This window comes from Algicola sagamiensis DSM 14643 (assembly GCF_000374485.1).
GTDB classification, from domain to species: Bacteria; Pseudomonadota; Gammaproteobacteria; order Enterobacterales; family Alteromonadaceae; genus Algicola; species Algicola sagamiensis.
On sequence record NZ_KB894497.1, the window covers coordinates 101122 to 121681 of the forward strand.

Annotated in this window: 18 protein-coding genes; 13 read left to right on the forward strand and 5 right to left on the reverse strand. The window is 43.0% G+C overall.

The features are described 5' to 3' along the window. Position 1 precedes the first annotated feature (1 nt). The 12 genes from C505_RS0111805 to C505_RS0111860 all read left to right on the forward strand — a co-directional run bounded on the left by C505_RS0111805 (position 2) and on the right by C505_RS0111860 (position 13941). Entirely contained in the window at positions 2-1906 is a 1905-nt protein-coding gene (locus C505_RS0111805) for a SurA N-terminal domain-containing protein (protein ID WP_018692816.1), read from the forward strand. A gap of 170 nt (positions 1907-2076) precedes the next feature. Next, positions 2077-2946, forward strand: a complete 870-nt coding sequence (gene rnm / locus C505_RS0111810; RefSeq protein ID WP_018692817.1) for an RNase RNM — start codon at positions 2077-2079, stop codon at positions 2944-2946. Next, positions 2943-3566 (forward strand): L-threonylcarbamoyladenylate synthase, encoded by a 624-nt coding sequence (locus C505_RS0111815; RefSeq protein WP_018692818.1) that lies wholly within the window; start codon positions 2943-2945, stop codon positions 3564-3566. The genes rnm and C505_RS0111815 overlap by 4 nt, the downstream gene beginning before the upstream one ends. After that, positions 3566-4405, forward strand: coding sequence for a segregation and condensation protein A (locus tag C505_RS0111820; protein WP_018692819.1), 840 nt, complete (start codon positions 3566-3568; stop codon positions 4403-4405). Before C505_RS0111815 ends, C505_RS0111820 begins: the two co-directional genes overlap by 1 nt. Positions 4406-4431: 26 nt before the next feature. Continuing rightward, complete coding sequence (scpB, locus tag C505_RS0111825) at positions 4432-5025, forward strand: SMC-Scp complex subunit ScpB (protein WP_018692820.1); 594 nt, start codon at positions 4432-4434, stop codon at positions 5023-5025. Positions 5026-5046: 21 nt separating this feature from the next. Continuing rightward, positions 5047-5913: a 23S rRNA pseudouridine(2605) synthase RluB gene (gene rluB, locus C505_RS0111830; RefSeq protein ID WP_018692821.1), complete on the forward strand. Its 867-nt coding sequence runs from the start codon at positions 5047-5049 to the stop codon at positions 5911-5913. Positions 5914-5970: 57 nt separating this feature from the next. Beyond that, positions 5971-6735: a hypothetical protein gene (locus C505_RS0111835; RefSeq protein WP_018692822.1), complete on the forward strand. Its 765-nt coding sequence runs from the start codon at positions 5971-5973 to the stop codon at positions 6733-6735. Positions 6736-6737: 2 nt separating this feature from the next. Beyond that, entirely contained in the window at positions 6738-7229 is a 492-nt protein-coding gene (locus C505_RS0111840) for a regulatory protein RecX (RefSeq protein WP_018692823.1), read from the forward strand. A gap of 4 nt (positions 7230-7233) precedes the next feature. Beyond that, positions 7234-9834 carry an alanine--tRNA ligase gene (alaS, locus tag C505_RS0111845; protein ID WP_018692824.1) on the forward strand — a complete coding sequence of 867 codons (2601 nt, stop codon included), beginning with the start codon at positions 7234-7236 and terminating at the stop codon, positions 9832-9834. 95 nt (positions 9835-9929) lie between these two features. After that, entirely contained in the window at positions 9930-11159 is a 1230-nt protein-coding gene (locus C505_RS0111850; protein ID WP_018692825.1) for an aspartate kinase, read from the forward strand. Positions 11160-11308: 149 nt separating this feature from the next. Next, a complete protein-coding gene (gene typA / locus C505_RS0111855) occupies positions 11309-13129 on the forward strand; it encodes a translational GTPase TypA (protein WP_018692826.1) in 1821 nt (606 codons plus the stop codon). Positions 13130-13443: 314 nt separating this feature from the next. Beyond that, the gene (locus C505_RS0111860; protein WP_157368998.1) at positions 13444-13941 is read left to right on the forward strand and encodes a hypothetical protein; all 498 of its coding nucleotides are present in this window, start codon (positions 13444-13446) and stop codon (positions 13939-13941) included. Between the two features lie 185 nt (positions 13942-14126). On the opposite strand, the gene C505_RS0111865 is transcribed toward C505_RS0111860, so the two are convergent. Continuing rightward, positions 14127-15224: a porin gene (locus tag C505_RS0111865; protein WP_018692828.1), complete on the reverse strand. Its 1098-nt coding sequence runs from the start codon at positions 15222-15224 to the stop codon at positions 14127-14129. 564 nt (positions 15225-15788) lie between these two features. On the opposite strand from C505_RS0111865, the gene C505_RS22200 reads away from it, so the two are divergent. Continuing rightward, complete coding sequence (locus C505_RS22200) at positions 15789-18182, forward strand: glycosyl hydrolase family 18 protein (RefSeq protein ID WP_018692829.1); 2394 nt, start codon at positions 15789-15791, stop codon at positions 18180-18182. Positions 18183-18259: 77 nt separating this feature from the next. Here the strand turns inward: C505_RS22200 and C505_RS0111875 are convergent, their stop codons facing one another. From C505_RS0111875 to C505_RS24840, 4 genes are all read right to left on the reverse strand, one after another. Continuing rightward, positions 18260-18676 carry a hypothetical protein gene (locus C505_RS0111875; RefSeq protein WP_018692830.1) on the reverse strand — a complete coding sequence of 139 codons (417 nt, stop codon included), beginning with the start codon at positions 18674-18676 and terminating at the stop codon, positions 18260-18262. Further along, positions 18673-19206 carry a hypothetical protein gene (locus C505_RS0111880; protein WP_018692831.1) on the reverse strand — a complete coding sequence of 178 codons (534 nt, stop codon included), beginning with the start codon at positions 19204-19206 and terminating at the stop codon, positions 18673-18675. Before C505_RS0111880 ends, C505_RS0111875 begins: the two co-directional genes overlap by 4 nt. A 12-nt stretch (positions 19207-19218) precedes the next feature. After that, complete coding sequence (locus C505_RS0111885; protein WP_018692832.1) at positions 19219-19662, reverse strand: hypothetical protein; 444 nt, start codon at positions 19660-19662, stop codon at positions 19219-19221. 542 nt (positions 19663-20204) lie between these two features. Continuing rightward, positions 20205-20480, reverse strand: coding sequence for a LysR family transcriptional regulator (locus C505_RS24840; RefSeq protein ID WP_018692833.1), 276 nt, complete (start codon positions 20478-20480; stop codon positions 20205-20207). Positions 20481-20560 lie beyond the last annotated feature (80 nt).

A 20560-nucleotide genomic window follows, 5' to 3' on the forward strand; every position in this document is an offset into this window, starting at 1 on the left:
AATGTTAGAGAAAATAAGAGAAGGCTCTCAGGGAATTATCGCTAAGACAATCTTAGTGCTCATTATCCTGGCGTTTGTCTTTACAGGCGTAGGAGGCTATCTAACAAATAACTATGATGATATGGCCGCCTCCGTAAATGGCGAAAAAATTACCCAAAACGAGCTGGAGCGTTCGTTTGCGAACGAAAAAGCACGTATGCAGGCACAGTTTAAAGACATGTACCAAGCATTGGCTGCAAACGAAGCGTACATGAATTCCCTTCGCACAAATGTGCTTGAGAAGTTGATCAATGAATCTCTTCAAGATCAGGCTTCAAAAGATTTGGGTCTGCGTGTCAGCGATGAGCAGATCAAGACGGCAATTCGTGAATTGCGTGAATTCCAGACAGATGGAAAATTCGATAATGAACGTTATCTGAGCTTATTACGTCAAGCTGGATATAGCGTTGAGAAATTTAGAGAATCAATGCGTGCAGATATGACACGCCAGCAGCTTGTTCAAGGAATTGTTGCGTCCAATTTTGTCATTGAAAAAGAAAAACAACATTTTGCTGAATTGGAAAATGAAACCCGCCAAATCCAAATGGTCACTGTTTCTGCTGAACCACTCAAGAAAGATGTTGAAGTGACAGAAGAACAAATCAAAGGTTACTATGACTTAAATAGCAATAATTATCGCACAGAAGAAAAAGTCAAAGTCGATTATGTCTTGTTAAAAGCATCTGACTTCAATAAAGATGTGAAAGTTACCGATGAAGAAATTCAACAGTACTATGATTCACAAAAATCTCGCTACAAAGTTGCAGAACGTCGTCGTGCATCTCATATTTTGATAGAAGTGAAAGATGATGAGGCGAAAGCGAAAGAAAAAATTACTGCACTGAAAGCGAAGCTTGATGCAGGTGAAGATTTTGCGAAGCTGGCAAAAGAAAACTCTGATGATACATTCAGTGGTGAGAAAGGTGGTGATCTAGATTGGTTTGAAAAAGACGCAATGGATAAAGCCTTTGGCGAAGCTGTATTTGCTTTGAAAGAAGAAGGTGAGACGACCGATGTTGTTCGCTCTTCGTTTGGCTTTCACTTGATTAAACTCACTGGTATTCAGGCTGAAAAAGTGAAGCCATTGGATGAAGTGAAGTCGAAAGTGGTTGAAATGCTCCAAGAACAACATGCTGCGGAACTATTCCTTGAAAAGCGTACTTCTTTGGAAGAAACAGCTTTCGAGATCCCAGATACGCTAGACGATGCTGCAAGTGCTGCGGATGCGAAGGTACAATCAACTGAATTAGTGACTCGATTCGCTTTACCAGCACCACTGAATCAACCACAAGTTTCGCAGGCAATCTTCTCTTCTGAAGTTCTACAAGAAGGGATTAACAGCTCAGTCATTGAGTTAGATGATCGATCAGTGATTGTTGTTCGTATTGCTGAGCATGAAGCGAGCCGCGTGAAGAAACTGGAAGAAGTGAAAGATCAGGTAAAAGAAGCGGTCATCAAGGATAAAGCAACAGAGCTTGCGAAAACAAAAGCACAAGACTTGTTAAAAACCGTTCGTGAAGGCCAGTCGCTAGAAGACGTTTCCAAGACTCAAAGCCTCGCTTATGAAGCAGTTGAGAAGCTTACTAGAAACAGCTTTGATGTTACTCAAGAAGTACGCAATCGTGCATTCTCAATGGCAGTTCCAAATGATAAAGAAACATCAATTGATGTGGTTGATTTAGCCAATGGTGATGTTGCGGTTGTGCGTCTCGTATCAAAGACTGCGGGTACACTACCTGACGATCTAACAAATATTGGTGAGCGTTTGGCACGTGCAAGTGTCGAAGCACAGTACAAAGCATTTATCGACTCACTTCGAAATGAGTCGGAGATTCTGGTTGCGAAGCAACAAGAAACAATGGAATAGTTTCAGCGCTCAGATGATCTTAAATGGCAGCAATTTTTGCTGCCATTTTTGATCCTATGAATCATATTTTCCTAACATTGATCAATCCTAGTTGCAGAAAACAAGCATAGACTCTTGCTTACAATTCATTCTTTGGATTGCTATAATCCTCGCCCATGAAACATAGCTTAATGCCTAAAAAGTATGATCTGCATAGTCATACCAATCATTCGGATGGGAAACTCTCAGTCGAAGATTTACTCATGCGTGCTTTAGAGAAAGGAGTGAATGTATTAGCGATCACCGATCATGATACGACAACTGCCATTCCAGAAGCAAAATCTTACATCGAATCGAACCAATTACCAATCCAGTTGATTTCCGGGGTTGAAATTTCTACGAAATGGGAAAGCTTTGAAATTCATATTGTTGGTTTGAACTTTGATGAGTCACAGTCTCTATTGCAGCAACGTCTTGCAACCCAAATTGAACGTCGAGAAGCCAGAGCACAAAAAATTGGTGAACGACTTGCCAAATCTAAGATTGAAGGTGCATACGAAGCAGCAAAAGAACTCGCAGGTGATGGTGCGGTGACACGTGCGCATTTCGCACAACACATTGTCAATATTGGGCTAGCGAAGACGATCCCGCAGGTTTTTAAAAAGTACCTCACGCGAGGGAAGATCGGGTATGTTCCTTCTGAGTGGATCTCAATTGCAGAAGCTATTCAATGGATCCATGATGCCGGTGGACAGGCTATTCTTGCTCATCCAGGACGATATCAGTTATCTGCTAAATGGCTGCGCCGTCTTATTCTGGTATTTAAAGAGTCTGGTGGTGATGGATTGGAGGTCGCTTTATCTCAACAAAGTCCAGCTGAACGGTCTCAACTCATCAGATACGCAAGTGAATATGGATTACTTGCCTCTGTCGGATCCGATTTCCATTACCCGACAAACTGGATGGATCTTGGACGTAACTTATATATTCCAGAAACATGTAGCCCAGTTTGGGAGCACTGGCCTAATCATATTCCACATCATATTGAGGTTGCATCATGAGCCAGTTTTTTTATATCCACCCTGAGAATCCCCAGGGACGACTCATTAAACGTGCAGTTGAAACGATTGAATCTGGCGGGGTTATTGTTTATCCGACAGATTCTGGTTACGCGTTAGGTTGCCAGGTCGGACATAAGCAAGCGATGAGCCGTATTGCACAGATAAGACAAATACCAGAAGATCATGACTTTACACTGATGGTTCGAGATTTATCAGAATTATCGACCTATGCTCGGGTCGATAATTTCTATTTTCGGCTGCTGAAAGCGAATACGCCTGGTGCGTATACATTTATCTTTAAAGGAACAAAAGAAGTACCAAAGCGCCTGTTAAATCCAAAAAAGAAAACGATTGGCCTTCGGATCCCAGATAATAAAATTACTTTAGAACTTCTTGAGCTTCTCCAAGCGCCTTTGTTATCGACATCGTTAATATTACCTGGAGAGGACGTGTCAGAGTCCGACCCTGAAGATATTCGAAACCAACTGGAGAGGCAGGTAGATTTAATTCTCCATGGCGGTTTTTTGCCTGATATGCCAACAACTGTGGTGGATATGTCTGAAGATGAAATCAGCATCTTGAGAGAAGGACATGGCGATCCAAGCCTATTCGAATCGTAATGGATGATCATCTAAAAAAGGATGCGTTAGATAAACTTAAAAAACCGCTTGCTCTTGTGAATGGTGAAGTGGTCATTGATAAACCTGCTGACCTTTTTATTCCCCCAGATGCTTTAGAAATTCTATTAGAAGCATTTGAGGGGCCACTCGATTTTTTGCTGTATCTTATCCGCAAGCATCAATTTGATATTTTGAACCTTCCTATCCAGGAAATTACTCGTCAATATGTCGCATACATTGATATGATGCAGGTGCTTCAGATGGAGCTAGCCGCTGACTATCTTGTCATGGCTGCGATGCTGGCAGAAATTAAATCCAGACTGCTGTTACCGGCAATACCCTCTGATGAATCAGAAGAGGAAGATCCACGGGCAGAACTTGTCCGTCGTTTGCAGTTATATGAACAATATAAAGAAGCGGCAACGACATTGGATAAAATGCCTAGGGTTGATCGCGATGTGTTTATAGCAGCGGCTGAGCGACCCAATGAAACACAGCCCACCAACCATTGGCCGCAGGTGTCATTACAGGATTTAACACTGGCTTTCCAACAAGTGTTACAACGAGCAAAGGCTTTTGAGCACCATCAAATTCAACATGAGCAATTATCAACTCGGGAACGAATGGCAGCGATTTTAGCAAAACTTCAGTCAACGACAGAACCGCTTCCATTCTCTGATTTTTTCTCATATCAAGAAGGACGCTCGGGTGCTGTGGTCACTTTTATTGCAATTTTAGAATTGATGAAGGATGGCGTCATTGATTTAACACAAATGCGTAATTATTCCCCAATGTATGTTTCATTAAAAGAGTTGCAAGTATGCGTGAAACCGGACTAGAATGCTCGGTTTTGAAGCAGGTGTGAGTGTCGTTCGATTCTTTGGGTGGGCGTGTGTATAGTGAGATTAAACCAATCATAGAAGCCGCGCTGTTTGTTGCGAACAGGCCGTTATCCATAGATGCACTACAACGGAGTGTTCTTGAACCATTTGGATTAAACCGAGCAGAGGTTCGGGCGGTATTGACTGAACTGGAAACCGACTATACAGGGCGTGGTGTACAACTTGTTGAAGTCGCTTCGGGTTTTCGATTTCAAGCAAAATCTGATTATGCAACGATTCTTAGTCGATTATGGGAAGAAAAAGTACCGAAGTATTCGCGCGCAACTTTAGAGACACTTTCTCTTATCGTCTATCGTCAGCCTATCACACGTGGAGAAATAGAGGAAATTCGCGGTGTCAGTGTTGGCTCGAATATCATCAAAAGCCTGCTTGAAAGAAATTGGATTAAAATTGTAGGCCACAAAGAAGTGCCAGGGCGTCCAGCATTGTACGCCACAACTCAGGTGTTTTTGGATGATTTTGCAATCCAATCAATTGCGGATTTACCCCCCTTACCGGAGTTAAATGAACCCGATCAGAATGAATCATCTGATCATATTATTGATGACGCATCGTGAGATGCTAAAAGTAGGTCTTCCATGAGTGAAAAATTACAGAAAGTCCTTGCCCGCAGTGGGTTAGGTTCTCGCCGGGAAATGGAATCCGTGATCCAGGCTGGACGTGTTTCAATCGACGGGAAAGTGGCAACACTGGGTGATCGTGTTGAACTCACACAAACGGTACGCCTTGATGGGCATACGGTGAAGCTGAAAGGCGAAAAAGAAAACGTCTGTCGTGTGTTAATGTACCATAAACCAGAAGGTGAGCTATGTACTCGTTCTGATCCTGAAGGTCGGCCGACGGTTTTCGATCGTTTGCCAAAATTACAGGATGCGCGTTGGATCGCTGTTGGCCGCTTAGATATCAATACATCAGGACTGCTCTTATTCACAACGGATGGTGAATTAGCGAACCGCTTGATGCATCCAAAGTATGAAGTTGAACGCGAATATGCCGTACGTGTTTTTGGTGAAGTGGAACAATCACACATCCAGCGCCTTCGTCATGGTGTCAAGCTTGAAGATGGCTTTGCGAAATTCACTCGTATTAAAGAAGCCGGTGGTGAAGGAATGAACCATTGGTACCATGTCAGCCTCAAAGAAGGACGTAATCGTGAAGTTCGTCGTTTATGGGAAAGCCAAGAGCTCACTGTATCGCGACTGATCAGGATCCGTTTTGGTGACATTCAGCTTCAGAAGCACCTCCCGCAAGGTGGTTGGGAAGAAATGGGACTGGGTGCGGTGAATTATCTACGCGAGCTCGTTGGCCTTCGCAAAGAAACAGAAACCAAGGTAAAACCGGATGAAAGGCGTGCGGTTCAACGGAAAAAATCTTCCAAAATCCGTAAGTCGATCCGTAAGCATCAAGAGCGCAAGAAAGTCGTTCGTAGAAAAACGAAATCTTAAAAAGATGGGGCCTGATTGGCTCCTTTTCGTTCAAGAATTAAAAAATAAAGGTGTCAGATGTATCGAAAAGTTCCAGTCAGTCAGGCGACTCAGTGGATACGCCAATCCTGGGTACTGTTTAAAGATTCTCCGGGCTTATGGATTGGTCTGAGTTCATTGTTAATTACAGCGAACCTTCTACCGATTATCCATCAGGCATTCGGTGTTGCTTCCGTTTTGCTTTCAACGGTGATCATGTGTGGCATTTATTTTGCGGTCTATTTTCGTATACGTGGTTTACCTGTGAGTTTTAACGTGCTCAAATTCGTTTTTGAAAAACGAGAAAATACGCGAAAGATATTCTTGTTCTGTACGGTTTCCATTCTCATTGATTTGTTTTTCATGATGTTGCAACTACAAGTTATTCCTGAGCGTGTGATGGAAAAATTGCTCACGGACCATTTATCTGTCTCTATGGCTGAAAAGCTGCCACTTTTTTGGATCATTATTGGCAGTTGGGCTGTAAAATTTATTTTGATGTTTGCACTGCCGCTTTATATTTTGCAAAACCAGTCATTGAAAAATGCAATCTACTTTAGTTGTTGTGCGATATTGACCAATACATTACCGATTCTTACCTACACCCTTTTGCTAAGTATTGTGGGTGGCGCTTTTGTCGTGCTCACTTTAGGCGCAGGTTTTGTACTTTTCATGCCAGTCGCTCTTATTTCTGGCTGTATTTCATTTTTTGATATTTGCCCAGGGAAAGTCTCTGGCGTTAATCAGCACAACAAGGACGATGAGGGGAAGTCTGATTCAGATAATGCGATTTTCCTTCCATAAAAATGTGTGAACAACGAACCCAAGAAGAACAAAAAGAACTGACTCGACAGATTCGAGTCAGTGCGATGGATTTACTCTCTCGTCGTGAACATACGCAGCGTGAGCTCGTCCAGAAATTAAAACGGAAATATGATGATGAATCGCTGATCCACAAGGTTTTGACTGATTTGGTTGAACGTGATTGGCTGAATGAGTCTCGTGCTTGTGAGCAGCTGCTCCGGGCCAAAATTCAAAAAGGTTACGGCCGATATCGAATTTTCCAGGAAGCAAGAGAAAAAGGGCTGTCGGATACGTTGATATCCGATACAATAGCTGAATTACAACCAGACTGGTTTGAACAAGCCGTCATCGCTTATCGCAAGCGCTTCGGACAGCGAGTCATCCTTGACCCAAAAGACAAAGCCAAGCGGATGCGATACATGCAGTATCGCGGATTTACGTTCGAAGAAATCGCTTATGCGATAGAGCAGCAGCAAAGTGAAATATTAGGGTAGCACCATGTACATGACGACTGCGGAAATTAGAAACGCATTTCTTAACTTTTTTGAAAGTAAGCAACATCAAAAAGTTGCGAGCAGTTCCCTGATCCCGGGGAATGACCCCACCTTATTATTTACCAATGCAGGAATGGTCCAATTTAAAGAGACTTTTCTTGGTTCAGAGATACGAGATTACGCGCGCGCGACGTCTTCACAGCGCTGTGTCCGCGCTGGCGGTAAGCATAACGATTTGGAAAACGTTGGCTATACAGCTCGCCATCACACATTCTTTGAAATGCTGGGTAACTTCAGTTTTGGTGATTATTTTAAGCGAGATGCGATCCAGTATGCATGGGAATTCTTAACGGGTGTGTTGAAGCTTCCAAAAGATAAGCTTTGGGTGACCGTCTTTGAAGAAGATGATGAAGCTGCTGATATCTGGATCAAAGAGATCGGTGTTGATCCAAATCGTCTCTCACGTATTGGTGCAAAAGATAACTTCTGGTCGATGGGTGACACAGGTCCTTGTGGGCCATGTACAGAAATCTTTTATGACCATGGTGAAGAAATCTGGGGCGGACCTCCAGGAACCCCTGAAGAAGACGGCGATCGTTACATTGAGATCTGGAATCTCGTCTTCATGCAGTTTAACCGTCATGCAGATGGCACCATGGAGCCACTACCTAAGCCTTCAGTCGATACAGGGATGGGCCTGGAGCGTATTGCTGCGATTATGCAAGATGTGCATAGCAACTACGAAATTGATTTGTTTCAGCGGTTAATCAAGGAAGCAGCCGTAGCTACGGGTGCAAAAGATTTAAATGATAAATCACTACGTGTAATTGCCGATCATATTCGCTCATGCAGTTTCCTCATTGCGGATGGTGTAATGCCTTCGAACGAGGGGCGTGGTTATGTGTTACGCCGTATTATCCGCCGTGGGATCCGCCACGGACGCAAACTTGGTGCAACCGATATTTTCTTTTACAAACTCGTTGCACCGCTTGCAGAGCTGATGGGTGATGCGTACCCAGAGTTACACGAGCGCCGTAGTGTGATTGAAAAAATGCTGACTGTTGAAGAAGAGCAGTTTGTGAAGACGATTGACCGTGGTTTGATTATGCTAGACGATGTTTTATCAACATTGGAAGGCAAAGAGATCCCTGGTGATGTTGTCTTCAAGCTCTATGATACATACGGTTTCCCGGCTGATTTAACCGCAGATGTTGCTCGTGAGCGTGATTACACGATTGATGAGGTCGGCTTTGAAAAAGCAATGGAGCAGCAACGTCAAACTGCAAGAGAAAGTGGTAAGTTTGGCACGGATTATAATCAGCAGGTGAGTTCTGAGCAGCAATCAACCTTCAATGGGTACACTGATATCGCAGGCGCTTCAAAGGTTGCCGAGATTTTTGTTGATGGTCAATCTGTGCAAGCGCTTGATGCAGGGCAAGATGCATTGATTATCCTTGAAGAAACACCATTCTATGCAGAATCGGGTGGTCAGGTTGGTGATACAGGGACTTTGGCATTTGCAGCTGGACAATTTGATGTTCAGGACACCATTAAAGTCGGCAAAGCGATCGCCCATAAAGGTCAAGCAAATTCACCTATTGCTATTGGTGACATGGCGAGCTCTTCAATTAATACAGAGCGACGCGAAAAAATTAAACTTAACCACTCTGCAACCCACTTGATGCATGCTGCCTTGCAAAATCTATTGGGCGAGCATGTGACGCAGAAAGGCTCTTATGTTGGGCCAGATCGTCTTCGCTTTGACTTCTCACACTTTGAAGGTGTAACCGCGACAGAAATTGTTCAAATTGAAGCAATGGTCAATGCTGAAATCCGCAAAAACCATGATTTGACAGCTGAACTGATGCCAATCGAAGCCGCAAAAGAAAAAGGGGCGATGGCACTGTTCGGTGAAAAATACGACGACGAAGTCCGTGTGATCAGCATGGGTGACTTTTCGATGGAACTTTGTGGCGGAACTCATGTCTCTAGAACCGGAGATATTGGTTTGTTCAAGATCCTGAGTGAAGGCGGCATTGCTGCTGGTGTTCGCCGTATTGAGGCTGTCACAGGTGACGATGCAATCCAAGCAATTCATTCTGAGCAAGCAAAGTTGGCAGAGATGGCGAAGCTATTAAAGTCTGATGAACAAAGTCTGGTTGAAAAGCTATCAACCCTGCTTGAGCGCTCCAAAGGGTTAGAGAAAGAACTGGCTCAACTCAAAGACAAGCTGAGCAGCCAAGCTGGCGAGAGTCTGATTTCTCAAGTGAAAGAGATCCATGGTGTGAAGGCGCTTGTGAGTCAGTTAGATGATGCTGATCCAAAAGCTTTGCGGAATATGGTTGATGACCTGAAGAACAAGATTGGCTCAGGTGTGATCTGTTTATCTGTCGTTCAAGGCGATAAAGTTAGCTTAATCGCTGGTGTCACTAAAGACTTAACGGGCAAAGTGAAAGCGGGTGAACTCGTGAACATGGTTGCACAACAAGTTGGCGGAAAAGGCGGCGGTCGACCAGATATGGCACAGGCAGGTGGCTCGGATCCACAAGCCGTCCCTGCTGCAATGAACTCAGTGCATACATGGCTTGAGGAAAAGCTTGCCTAATTGAGCAAAGTCTTCATCATTTGAAAAGCGCACTTTCTTGAATAAGAACTGCGCTTTTCTTTCGTTTATCACGACTAAAAGTTAGAACCAAATCTGTGGCACGTATTGTTCAAAAATATGGTGGTACGTCAGTCGGCTCTATCGAACGAATAGAGGCGGTTGCAGAACGTGTGATCCGAACCTGTCAGGCAGGACATGCTGTTGTGGTTGTTGTCTCAGCAATGGCAGGGGAAACGAATCGACTCATTGGACTTGCACATGAAGTTGATGCACAGCCAAATCGTCGAGAGTTGGACGTACTCGCTTCTGCGGGCGAACAAATCAGTAGTGCTTTGCTTGCAATGGCACTGATAAGGCGCGGTCATCCTGCAATTTCGTTACTTGCTGATCAAGTTGGGATTGCGACGAATAATCGGTTTGGTCGAGCACGAATTACTCATGTTGCCACTGAACGGCTGGAAGAGGAACTGGAACAAGGACGTGTTGTCATTGTTGCGGGTTATCAGGGGCGGGATCCCGATAATAATATTACGACCCTTGGGCGCGGTGGGACAGATACAACTGCGGTTGCTGTTGCTGAGGCCCTTGGTGCAGACGAGTGTCAGATATTTACAGACGTGGATGGTGTCTATACAACAGATCCTCGCGTCATTTCTGAGGCAAGAAAGCTCGACCAAATTGCCTTTGATGAAATGTTAGAAATGGCAAGCCTTGGTGCGAAGGTACTTCAGATCCGCGCAGTTGAAATGGCGTATACCCGTCAAGTCCCATTACGCGTCCTTTCCAGTTTTGATGAAGGTACAGGAACGCTGATCACAAATAAGGAATCTGCGATGAACCAAGCTGTAACGGGCATTGCATGCCAAAAAGACGAAGCGCTGATCACATTTGTTGGTGTGCCATTTTCTCCGATGATGGCTGCAAAAATTTTACAGCCTTTAGGTGACGCTGATATCGAAATTGATATGGTGATCCAAAACCCGATGGCGAATGCACAAATGGACTTTTCATTCACGGTTCAACAAAATGAGTTTACCCGTGCGATGGATGTGCTTACACCTCACATTGAGTCAATTGGCGCACAGAGTATTGAAACCAATCCAAATCTAGTGAAGTTATCCTTGGTCGGTGTTGGCATGAAATCTCACTCCGGTGTTGCAGCGAAAGCATTTGAAGCGCTAGGTCATGCAAATATCGCTATTCGATTGATTGCAACATCAGAAATCAAAATATCAATGTTAATCGAAGAAAAGTACATGACGCTTGGGATGCAGGTCCTTCATGATACTTTCGAATTAGAGAAAGCACCAAAAATCGCGGATTAATTCAGCATAGCAGCATGGTTTTTATATGAATTCGTCTAAGATGTAGTTATAATCGCGCACTTTAAATTAAGAATTTATGGTCAGTTGGATGCAAGGTTGTGCCTGATGGCGTCCAAATGCCCGGAAACCTTTTGAAGCGGTAACCTCAGATGTCATCAAATATCAGTAACTTACGAAATATTGCGATCATCGCGCACGTTGACCATGGTAAAACCACCCTAGTCGATAAGCTCCTTCAGCAGTCCGGTACTTTAGAAAGCCGTGGCGAGCAAGAAGAGCGTGTGATGGATTCAAACGATCTTGAAAAAGAGCGTGGGATCACGATCCTTGCAAAAAATACAGCGATCACTTGGAATGACTATCGCATCAACATTCTTGATACACCTGGTCACGCCGACTTCGGTGGTGAAGTTGAACGTGTTCTTTCCATGGCTGACTCGGTTCTTCTCTTGGTTGATGCTGTTGACGGCCCGATGCCTCAGACGCGTTTCGTAACACAGAAAGCGTTTGCACATGGTTTGAAGCCAATTGTTGTCATCAACAAAATTGACCGTCCAGGTGCACGCCCGGATTGGGTTATGGATCAAGTTTTCGATCTATTCGATAATCTTGGTGCAACCGATGAACAGCTGGATTTTCCTGTTGTTTACGCTTCTGCACTTGAAGGTTGGGCATCGATGGAAGCAGAAGAAGCTTCTGAAGATATGACGCCGCTATTTGAAGCAATTGTAGAAAAAGTTTCTCCACCAGAGGCAGATCCAGCGGGTGCATTCCAAATGCAGATCACTCAGCTAGACTACTCTAACTACGTTGGTGTCATTGGTATCGGCCGTGTCACACGAGGTCAAGTCAAAGTTGGCCAACAAGTGACAGTCGTTGGTGCTGATGGTGAAACTCGTAACGGTAAAGTTGGCCAAGTTCTTGGTTACATGGGGCTAGACCGATTTGAAGCGGAAGATGCATCTGCGGGTGATATCATCGCCGTGACAGGTCTTGGTGAGCTGAAAATTTCAGATACAATCTGTGATCCAAATACAATCGAAGCATTGCCTGCACTAACTGTCGATGAGCCAACAGTAACCATGACTTTCCAGGTCAATACGTCTCCGTTTGCAGGTAAAGAAGGGAAATATGTCACTTCACGTCAAATCTTGGACAGATTAACGCAAGAACTGAAGCACAACGTTGCACTTCGCGTAAAAGAAATGGACGACCCTGACAAGTTTAAGGTGTCTGGTCGTGGTGAGCTTCACTTAGGCATTTTGATCGAAAACATGCGTCGTGAAGGTTACGAAATCGCAGTTTCTCGCCCGGAAGTGATCATCAAAGATGATGGCGATACAAAACTTGAGCCTTATGAAACGATGACTGTGGATATCGAAGAAGAGCATCAAGGTTCAATCATGGAGCGTCTTGGTGAGCGTAAAGGTGAAATGCGTGACATGGTTCCAGATGGTAAGGGACGTATCCGTATCGACTTCGTGATCCCTTCACGTGGCTTGATAGGCTTCCAGACAGAATTTATGAGTTTAACGTCTGGTACGGGCTTGATGTATCACACATTCGACCACTATGGTCCATTCCTTGGCGGGAATATCGGCCAGCGTAACAATGGTGTGTTGATCTCAAATGGTCAAGGCAAAGCATTGGCATACGCGCTTTATGCATTGCAAGATCGTGGACGTTTATTCTTAGGTCATGGTGTCGAAGTCTATGAAGGCCAGGTGATTGGTATTCACAGTCGTGCAAATGACCTCACCGTCAACTGTTTGAAAGGAAAGCAGCTGACGAACGTTCGTGCTGCAGGTACAGATGAAAACCTTCAGCTAACACCACCTGTTGATATGAACCTGGAAAGAGCACTTGAGTTTATTGATGACGATGAGCTAGTCGAAGTGACACCAGAGTCGATTCGTATTCGTAAAAAGTTACTCACGGAATCTGAGCGTAAACGCGCGAGCCGTGGCTAATTTTGCTAAATGCCGCCCCTCCGGGCGGCGTTTTTCTTCTCCTGCCCGAAGGCGGCAGAAAAACCTTCACTCTTTGTTGTTCGTCGTTCATTTGGAATAACCAAATATCTCTCCTTGCGCCGTGATTAATCCTTTGTCATTGCTAACAGCGTGGATTTGTGAAAGAACAACAGTTCCTAACTGTTTTATTATTTTCTTTTGTTTTTATTGATGTTTACCTATGGCATCGTATTGATATTTTCACCTCTACCGGGTTACTTACTACTGAAGTAATCGCCGCTGACACTCCGCTTTTGGCTTGGCCTTAGTTTTTTGTGGTCATCGCATTTGTGTGTATTCATAGTTTTTTATTATTTTGGACAAAGGCAGAAATCTTTTTTTTATCAGCGGATGGGAAAAAGCAAAACCAAACTCCACTTATTGAAAGTTTTGCTTCCATTGAGCTGGATTTACTTTGTGCTGCTCTTTGCTGCTTTTTTGCAAGTCGACTTTCACTGGAAGCTTCAATTCCTTGTGTATTTACTCACGAGAGTAGGGCTATTTCTCGGAGTGTATTTCTATCTACTGGAACAGAAGCTAAAGAGTCGTCGATGCACTCCAATATTTGGCAAGCATGTCAGGCTATTATGGTTTTTGTATCAAAGCGGTGGGTTCTTCAGGCTGGTATTACAGTCGGTTTGCTTGATGTTTGGTTTGGTTGTATATATCTATCTGAATCATCAGGAGTGGGATATCAATTTCCAGCTGATTTTGTTCTTAGCGAGTATTTGCTTTTGTTGGAGCACAATAAGAACACTGAAGCACAACCTTGATAATGTCACTTATTATCTGCAATCCATGGGAGACTATTTTAAATACCGAATCAAAACGATTGCATACATGATTGGCGTATTACCGACATGTATTCAAATCATTGTATTGGGAGTAAGTAAATAGAGAACTGAAAAGGTTGCGGGAGAAGGAGAAAGCAGGATGATCCTGCTTTCTTTCAAAAAGCTTAGAAGCTTTTGCTGAAGCCGTAGCTGAAACCAACAGCAACTGCGTCTTCATCGGTACCACCGATGTTGTTGTCGTAGTCTTTTGTAAGGTATTCAAGGTGAACACTTACGTTGTCAGCAAGTTTGTAAAGATAAGTAACATTGAAGCCAGAGTAGTCCATGATTTTTTCGTCAGACTTATCGAACTCTTCTTCATTCGCGAAGTAACCACCTTTGATCGTGTGGCTCTTATTGATGTCGTATGATAATACTGCATCAAGAGAGTAACCGCTTGCGTCAAGGTTTGTCGCATGGAATGTTGTTGATTTGTCCTGATAAGCAAGACCTGCATATAGGTTGCTCAGGATGTTTACAGAACCTGCGATTGCAATGATATCTTCTTCAGCTGCGACTTTTTTATCGCTGTCCGAGCCATCGTTGCGCTTCAAGCGCTCGCTAGATGCCCAAGACAATGCAACAGAGAAGCGATCATTTTTGTAACGACCACCAAGGTTGAGTGTGTCAGTGTGGTTTTCAATTTCGTCTTTACCGTTAAACTGTGCAGCAGCCATGAGCGTGAAGTTGTTCAGGTCATACTGGTAGCTGACAAGGTTGTCCATGAAGTATGGCGTTTCTTTATCGTAACCGAATGGGCTTTCGATGTTGTGGTAGATATCAACCGGGCTTGCAATCAACAAGCTATGTGGCTGTCTCATTTTACCAATTTTAATTGTACCAAGCTTACCTTCAAGGCCACCATAGACGAAGCGAGCGTTACCAATCGTTGCGTCGTCGTCAAGTCTTAGCCACCATTCAGCTTTGTAGATTGCTTTGAGTTCTGGCGCGATTTCGTAGCTGCCAGTAAAGCCAAGGTGGGAAGCCCCGTCTTTAATATCTGTTTGGCTATTTGCATCTTTTGTATCAATGTACGCAAGCGTTGGGCGGAATGCACCATAGATTTTGAACTCTGACTTTTCGTCAGCGTATTTTTTTTCTGCAAGTTGTTTTTCAAGTTTTGCAATACGTTCTTCCAATGAAGACTGGCTAGCTGCTTGTGCAGATAAAGATGCAGCAGCGATTGCGATCGCTAGAGAGCTTAATTTTACTGCTTTTGACATTTTATTCTTCCAAAAGGTTTAATTATCAGTCCGTTAACTACAAAAAGGTGGGTTAACTTCGTGGTTTCAAAAAAAAGAAACGTCTATTATTCATTGGAAAAAACAGAAAATCCATCACTATTTTTGTGTTTTACTGGAAATGTTAGAAATAGTGTGATTACTCTACTTGAATTCATCCATTTTACATTCACTTCATTGGATATTAATTCTTTGATATTCAGTTGATTAAAAGGGGTTGAGTGATTTTTTACCTACCTTGGTGACTTTTTATGCGCTTTTTGCGTAAATTTATGATTCTCTGGTCGGAGTGGTTTTTGAGCTCTTTATCGCAAAAATACCTCGTTTTATCTCGTCTGTTTCGCACTCGCAAGTTCATTTCTTAGACTTCCTTCTTGATACCTATTTCATTTTTTCTGATTTTTAAATCAATTTGACAGCGTTGTCAAAACGCGTCTAGTATTTACGAAATTTACACAAAAGTTAAGTTGGGGTTAATTTCATGATTTGTTTGAATGATGTTTGTTGCTCCAACTCGTCAAAAAGTACTCTATTAAGGAGGGAGTCATGAATATCCGAACGTTGATCATTTGTACGACGCTAGGTGTTTCTTATCTAAATGCGGCACCTGCAACGCCAAGTATCGACTGGGTAGCAGATCAGACGATGCAAAATGGTGAAGTAACATTCCCAATTTCCTGGAAGACCTGGGGAGGGGATAAAGGTGATATCTGGCAGCTCTATCAAAATGACATACTCATTCATGAAGAAAATTTGGCAAATCTTCAAGCTGGTCAGTCAGGAGAAGTTCCTGTGACGGTCAAACGAATGGGAAATTATGAATATAAGGTCAAGATCTGTGCAGGATCTGATTGCGCGACAAGCGCTGAAAAAGTCGTCAAAGTGAAGCCGAGTGCCCCTGGAGATATAGATCCATGGGAAGATTTGGATACATCACTGTGGCCACATCCCCTAAAAGCTAAGAATAAAGCTTATCAAAATACCTCCGGGAAACAGGTGGGGGCTTATTACACCGAATGGAGTATCTATGATCGAAAATTTCTTGTTGAAGATATTCCTGCAAAAAATCTGACCCATCTCTACTATGGCTTTATCGCGATTTGTGGCCCGAATGAATCTTATAAAGATTTTAATCCATCTGGGTGGCGTGCACTTCAACAAGAATGTCAGGGGAAGGAAGACTTTGATGTTGTTTTTATTGATCGCTGGGCAACGTTGGATAAACCTTTTGATCCGCAAGACACTTATGATTTTCCTTTGAAAGGAATTTTTGGCCAGCTTTACCGTCTGAAGAAAACACATCCGAATGTTCGAATCTTGCCCAGTGTTGGTGGATGGTCTCTTTCTGATCCTTTCTACTTCATGACGAAAAATGAACAAAACCGTAAAAAGTTTGTCGAGTCGATGGTTCGCTTTATTCAAGAGTGGGACTTTTTTGAAGGGATTGATATCGACTGGGAATTTCCAGGTGGTGGTGGTTTGAATTCAGAATTAGGATCACCAGAAGATGGCGAAACATTTGTTCTATTAATGAAAGAACTACGAGCCGCACTGGATAGTTTGGCACAATCAACAGGGAAAACTTATGAGCTTACTGCAGCGATGAGTGGTGGGGTTGAGAAGCTTAGCAGGATCCCATGGAAGCAAGCTGCGCCCTATATGGATTATATCAATCTGATGACCTATGACTACTATGGCGGCTGGGATAATACCCTTGGTCATTTTACCGGAATCTATCCGACAGATTGGGCGCCGATTGAAGGATTTAGTGCAGATGAAGCCGTACAATATATGCTCTCTGAGCAGATCCCTTCAGAAAAAATCACTTTAGGTGCAGCGATGTATGGCCGCGGGTGGGGAAAAGTCAGCGGGGTTCAGAATGGGTTTCCTTTCTCTGGCCAAGGTGGCGGGCCTGTTAATGGAACGTATGAAAAAGGTATTGATGGCTATAAGCACTTGATTCAAAAATATCTCGGAGAAAATGGACAAGGAGTCAATGGGTTTGAAGTCTCTTATGATGAAACAGCAGAAGCGGCTTATGCTTGGCACCCACAGAAGAAAACACTAATCAGTTATGATAACCCACGCTCAGTTTTGGCCAAAGGCCACTATATTCAACAACACCAATTGGGCGGGATTTTTGCCTGGGAGTTGAATTCAGATAATGGTGAAATTTTGAATGCAATGCATCGTGGGTTAGGTCATCGCTCTGGCAATGATCAAAATCGAGCGCCAATTGCAAATGCTGGACGAGACCAGAGTGTTCGAGCTGGCAATGTGGTCCAATTGAGTGGTGCAGCTTCGACTGACCCGGATGGTGATTTACTGAGTTATCAATGGCAACAAGTTAGTGGTCCTCAAATCAATATTGCGAAAGCAGATCGATCTGACACTTCCTTTGTTGCTCCTGATGTCGAAAATCAAACAACAATTGTGCTATCTCTTCAGGTCAGTGATGGCATACTAACCCATCAGGACCGTATACAGGTAACCATTTTACCTGCGTCTGGCGATCAACCACCTGTTGTGACAATTGAAGGAGATCATATTGTTCAAGCAGGGCAATCAGGACAAGTTCAGTTACAAGCATCTGACCCAGAGCAGAAACCACTCTCATATCAATGGCAACTTCCTTCTGGTTGGGTTTATGAGGGACAAGGCTCTTCAGCAGTAACCTATCAGGCACCTAATCTAGATTCTGACCAATCTTTTATTATTTCAGTGGTGGTTTCGGATGGGACGCATGATGTTGGTTTACAGCATCAAGTCCAAATCCTTTCAACTGACAATGATCAATGCTCTCGTGCTGAAGCTTGGGATGCTAATCAAGTCTATGTTAAAGGTGATCGGGTTGTTTATGGAAATTCGAGTTGGCAAGCGAAATGGTGGACTCGGGGAGAGAAACCAGGAAAGAGCCTTGTTTGGCAAAATTGTATCTAGAGACTTTATCTAAAAAGTGTAAGCCGTTTAGGCTTACACTTTTTCACCATATTCAACGATCGAATTAAAAGCCGTATTTATTCAATAGAATGGGCTGTTAAAAATAAAGACTTTTGTAGTGCACTAAAAAACTGTTGATAAACAACTGGGTCTTGAATTGGCTCGAGATTATATTGTGCATTTGCACGAACAGAGGTCTGTGTTTTCCCTTTTGGACGTACAGACACAGTCATTTTGATTTGGTAACCAGATAACTTTGTTGCTGTTACTGTACCAAGATCAGCATCAGCTTTATCAATGACGAAATTCAGATCTTGTAGTGTTGCAATGACATTTCGGACAACATTGTTTTTATCTGTTGTGTCGAAAGCTCGTGTCTGCATGCTTCTTAGCTTCACTTGGTTTCCGCCTTCAATAATCTTATGGCGAGTACTGACACAAGCTGTCATCGTTAGCGCAAGCATGCTCACGAAAATAATTTTTAAAATATTCATATTTGATGTGCTTCCAGGAATACGGACTTAGATAACTTATCAAAGAACCCGTTATAAATTTCCTTATCTTTGACGGTCTCAGATGTTGTGATTTGCCCTTGCGTGTTCCAAACTGTTCGTTGAAAAGTAATACGAGCGATATACTTACCCTTCTCTTTTTTCGATGGTAAAGTCACAAAACTAACTTTGATTTTTTGCTCTTTATCGTAAGCTGTTTGCACATTTCCGGTCAGTAATGCCAGAAAAACAGCCCCTGCAATTTGCCCACTATTTACAGCGTCAGCATGCTTTGATGCTGTCACAAGTCCCAAATTTTTCTCAGTTTCATCTACGGTATAGCCAAGGTCTTGAAGAACATGGATGCCCGCAGACAATAGTGCAATCTCGTCGGCTGTATCATACATCCGACTTTGAAGCTGCCTATCCTGTAAAGATGTTGCAGAGAGCTTAAATGCATCCTTAGGTACTGTTTGACAGCCAGAAACCACTAGAAGAAGGCTAATGACGACACAGTAGCGTAAATAATTCATTGTATTTGCAACCTAGAATTTTGATTGATGGTAGGCAAAATCACGGACACGAGAATCTTTGTCAAACTTAATGATAATTGTGAGTGTACGTTGGCTCGTTGATGCTGCACCTGTGCTTGCGTTATAACCGCCACCGAGACCACCTGCTGCTTTTGGGCCAAAACCAAGAATCAAAGCAGAAATACCACCAGAGCTTGTGGAATAAGCTGAATCAGTAGAAACTTTATCATAAACCCAAACTTCACGTCTTTCTTCATCTGTTGAGACGATATTTGGGGAACCAAGGATTTGGATGACATCTGCTGTCGTCATACCTTCGCGAATTTCACGTTGTACTTTACCAACCGAAATGCGATCACCAGAGTCATCACGGATATCAGCTCTATGATCAGCAGTTGATTTGCATCCCGATAAAATAGTTAATAGAGGAATAATTGATAAAATTAGATTTTTCATAGTGTTAGCTCAACTTGCTTCAAAAAAACGCCAAAATTATATCAATTCAAGCGTTATAAATTAAGTAAAAAGGATTAATTTTACTCAAAAAGAACGAATGTATGCAAAGTTTGTGTATGGTGAACAATGTGGTAGGGGTTCGAACAGAAAAAGCGCGGCTGGGGTTGCCGCGCAATCAGTAATGAGAAATTCCTTTTCCCGCATCCTTGTGATCCTTGTGCCATCACCGCGTCCTGCTCTCAAACGGTCCTCGATGTTTGAGTAAGTCCTATGCTATCCTTGTCTTACTCCTTTTGTCCTACCGCGTCCTGCGTGTGCTTCAATCCCGAAGCGCGTCCTTTCCTTGTCCCTACATGATGAATTCTAGAGAGCTTTCTTGTTGAATTATAGATAGCTTTTGGAAAAAAAATGAGAATGAAATTCTTAAATCCGAATAAAGATCAATTAAAACAATAGGTTTATCAGGACTTTTTCCAAATTTCCGAATAAAAATAAAGGAAAAGCGCACGTGAGTGTAAGATATTTCTCACACCTAATATCGCTCATTTCTTTTGCTGAGAAAATACATCTTTAAGCTTATCCTCAGTTGATTGGAGTTCTGGCAGGACTTTTTCGGCGCATTTCAGCAAAATTAAACCTTCTTCAGTTAGTCGAATTGGAGGATTTCGATAAAAAAGGCGTTGATTTAATCGATCTTCTAGAGACTTTATTTGATGGGAAAGTGCTGATGGTGTGACATGGAGTTGTTCAGAAGCTCTTGTAAGGCTTCCCGCCCGATAGATAGCGACAATGCTTTTTAAGTGTTTGACTTCCAACATGATGAAATTATTTCAACCTCTTTTGAAAAAAGCTCAAAGCAGTTTCCAGCATAGATGTTAAATTTGGATGTGTAAACATC

Excerpts from the sequence above, each read along its gene's own strand:
- C505_RS22200 (WP_018692829.1), top strand. The coding sequence starts at position 15,789 with ATGAATATCCGAACGTTGATCATTTGTACGACGCTAGGTGTTTCTTAT.
- C505_RS0111885 (WP_018692832.1), bottom strand. The coding sequence starts at position 19,662 with ATGAAAAATCTAATTTTATCAATTATTCCTCTATTAACTATTTTATCG.
- C505_RS0111820 (WP_018692819.1), top strand. The coding sequence starts at position 3,566 with ATGGATGATCATCTAAAAAAGGATGCGTTAGATAAACTTAAAAAACCG.
- C505_RS0111805 (WP_018692816.1), top strand. The coding sequence starts at position 2 with ATGTTAGAGAAAATAAGAGAAGGCTCTCAGGGAATTATCGCTAAGACA.
- C505_RS0111840 (WP_018692823.1), top strand. The coding sequence starts at position 6,738 with ATGTGTGAACAACGAACCCAAGAAGAACAAAAAGAACTGACTCGACAG.
- rluB (WP_018692821.1), top strand. The coding sequence starts at position 5,047 with ATGAGTGAAAAATTACAGAAAGTCCTTGCCCGCAGTGGGTTAGGTTCT.
- C505_RS0111875 (WP_018692830.1), bottom strand. The coding sequence starts at position 18,676 with ATGAATATTTTAAAAATTATTTTCGTGAGCATGCTTGCGCTAACGATG.
- rnm (WP_018692817.1), top strand. The coding sequence starts at position 2,077 with ATGCCTAAAAAGTATGATCTGCATAGTCATACCAATCATTCGGATGGG.
- typA (WP_018692826.1), top strand. The coding sequence starts at position 11,309 with ATGTCATCAAATATCAGTAACTTACGAAATATTGCGATCATCGCGCAC.
- C505_RS0111865 (WP_018692828.1), bottom strand. The coding sequence starts at position 15,224 with ATGTCAAAAGCAGTAAAATTAAGCTCTCTAGCGATCGCAATCGCTGCT.
- alaS (WP_018692824.1), top strand. The coding sequence starts at position 7,234 with ATGTACATGACGACTGCGGAAATTAGAAACGCATTTCTTAACTTTTTT.
- C505_RS0111880 (WP_018692831.1), bottom strand. The coding sequence starts at position 19,206 with ATGAATTATTTACGCTACTGTGTCGTCATTAGCCTTCTTCTAGTGGTT.
- C505_RS0111815 (WP_018692818.1), top strand. The coding sequence starts at position 2,943 with ATGAGCCAGTTTTTTTATATCCACCCTGAGAATCCCCAGGGACGACTC.
- C505_RS0111835 (WP_018692822.1), top strand. The coding sequence starts at position 5,971 with ATGTATCGAAAAGTTCCAGTCAGTCAGGCGACTCAGTGGATACGCCAA.
- C505_RS24840 (WP_018692833.1), bottom strand. The coding sequence starts at position 20,480 with ATGTTGGAAGTCAAACACTTAAAAAGCATTGTCGCTATCTATCGGGCG.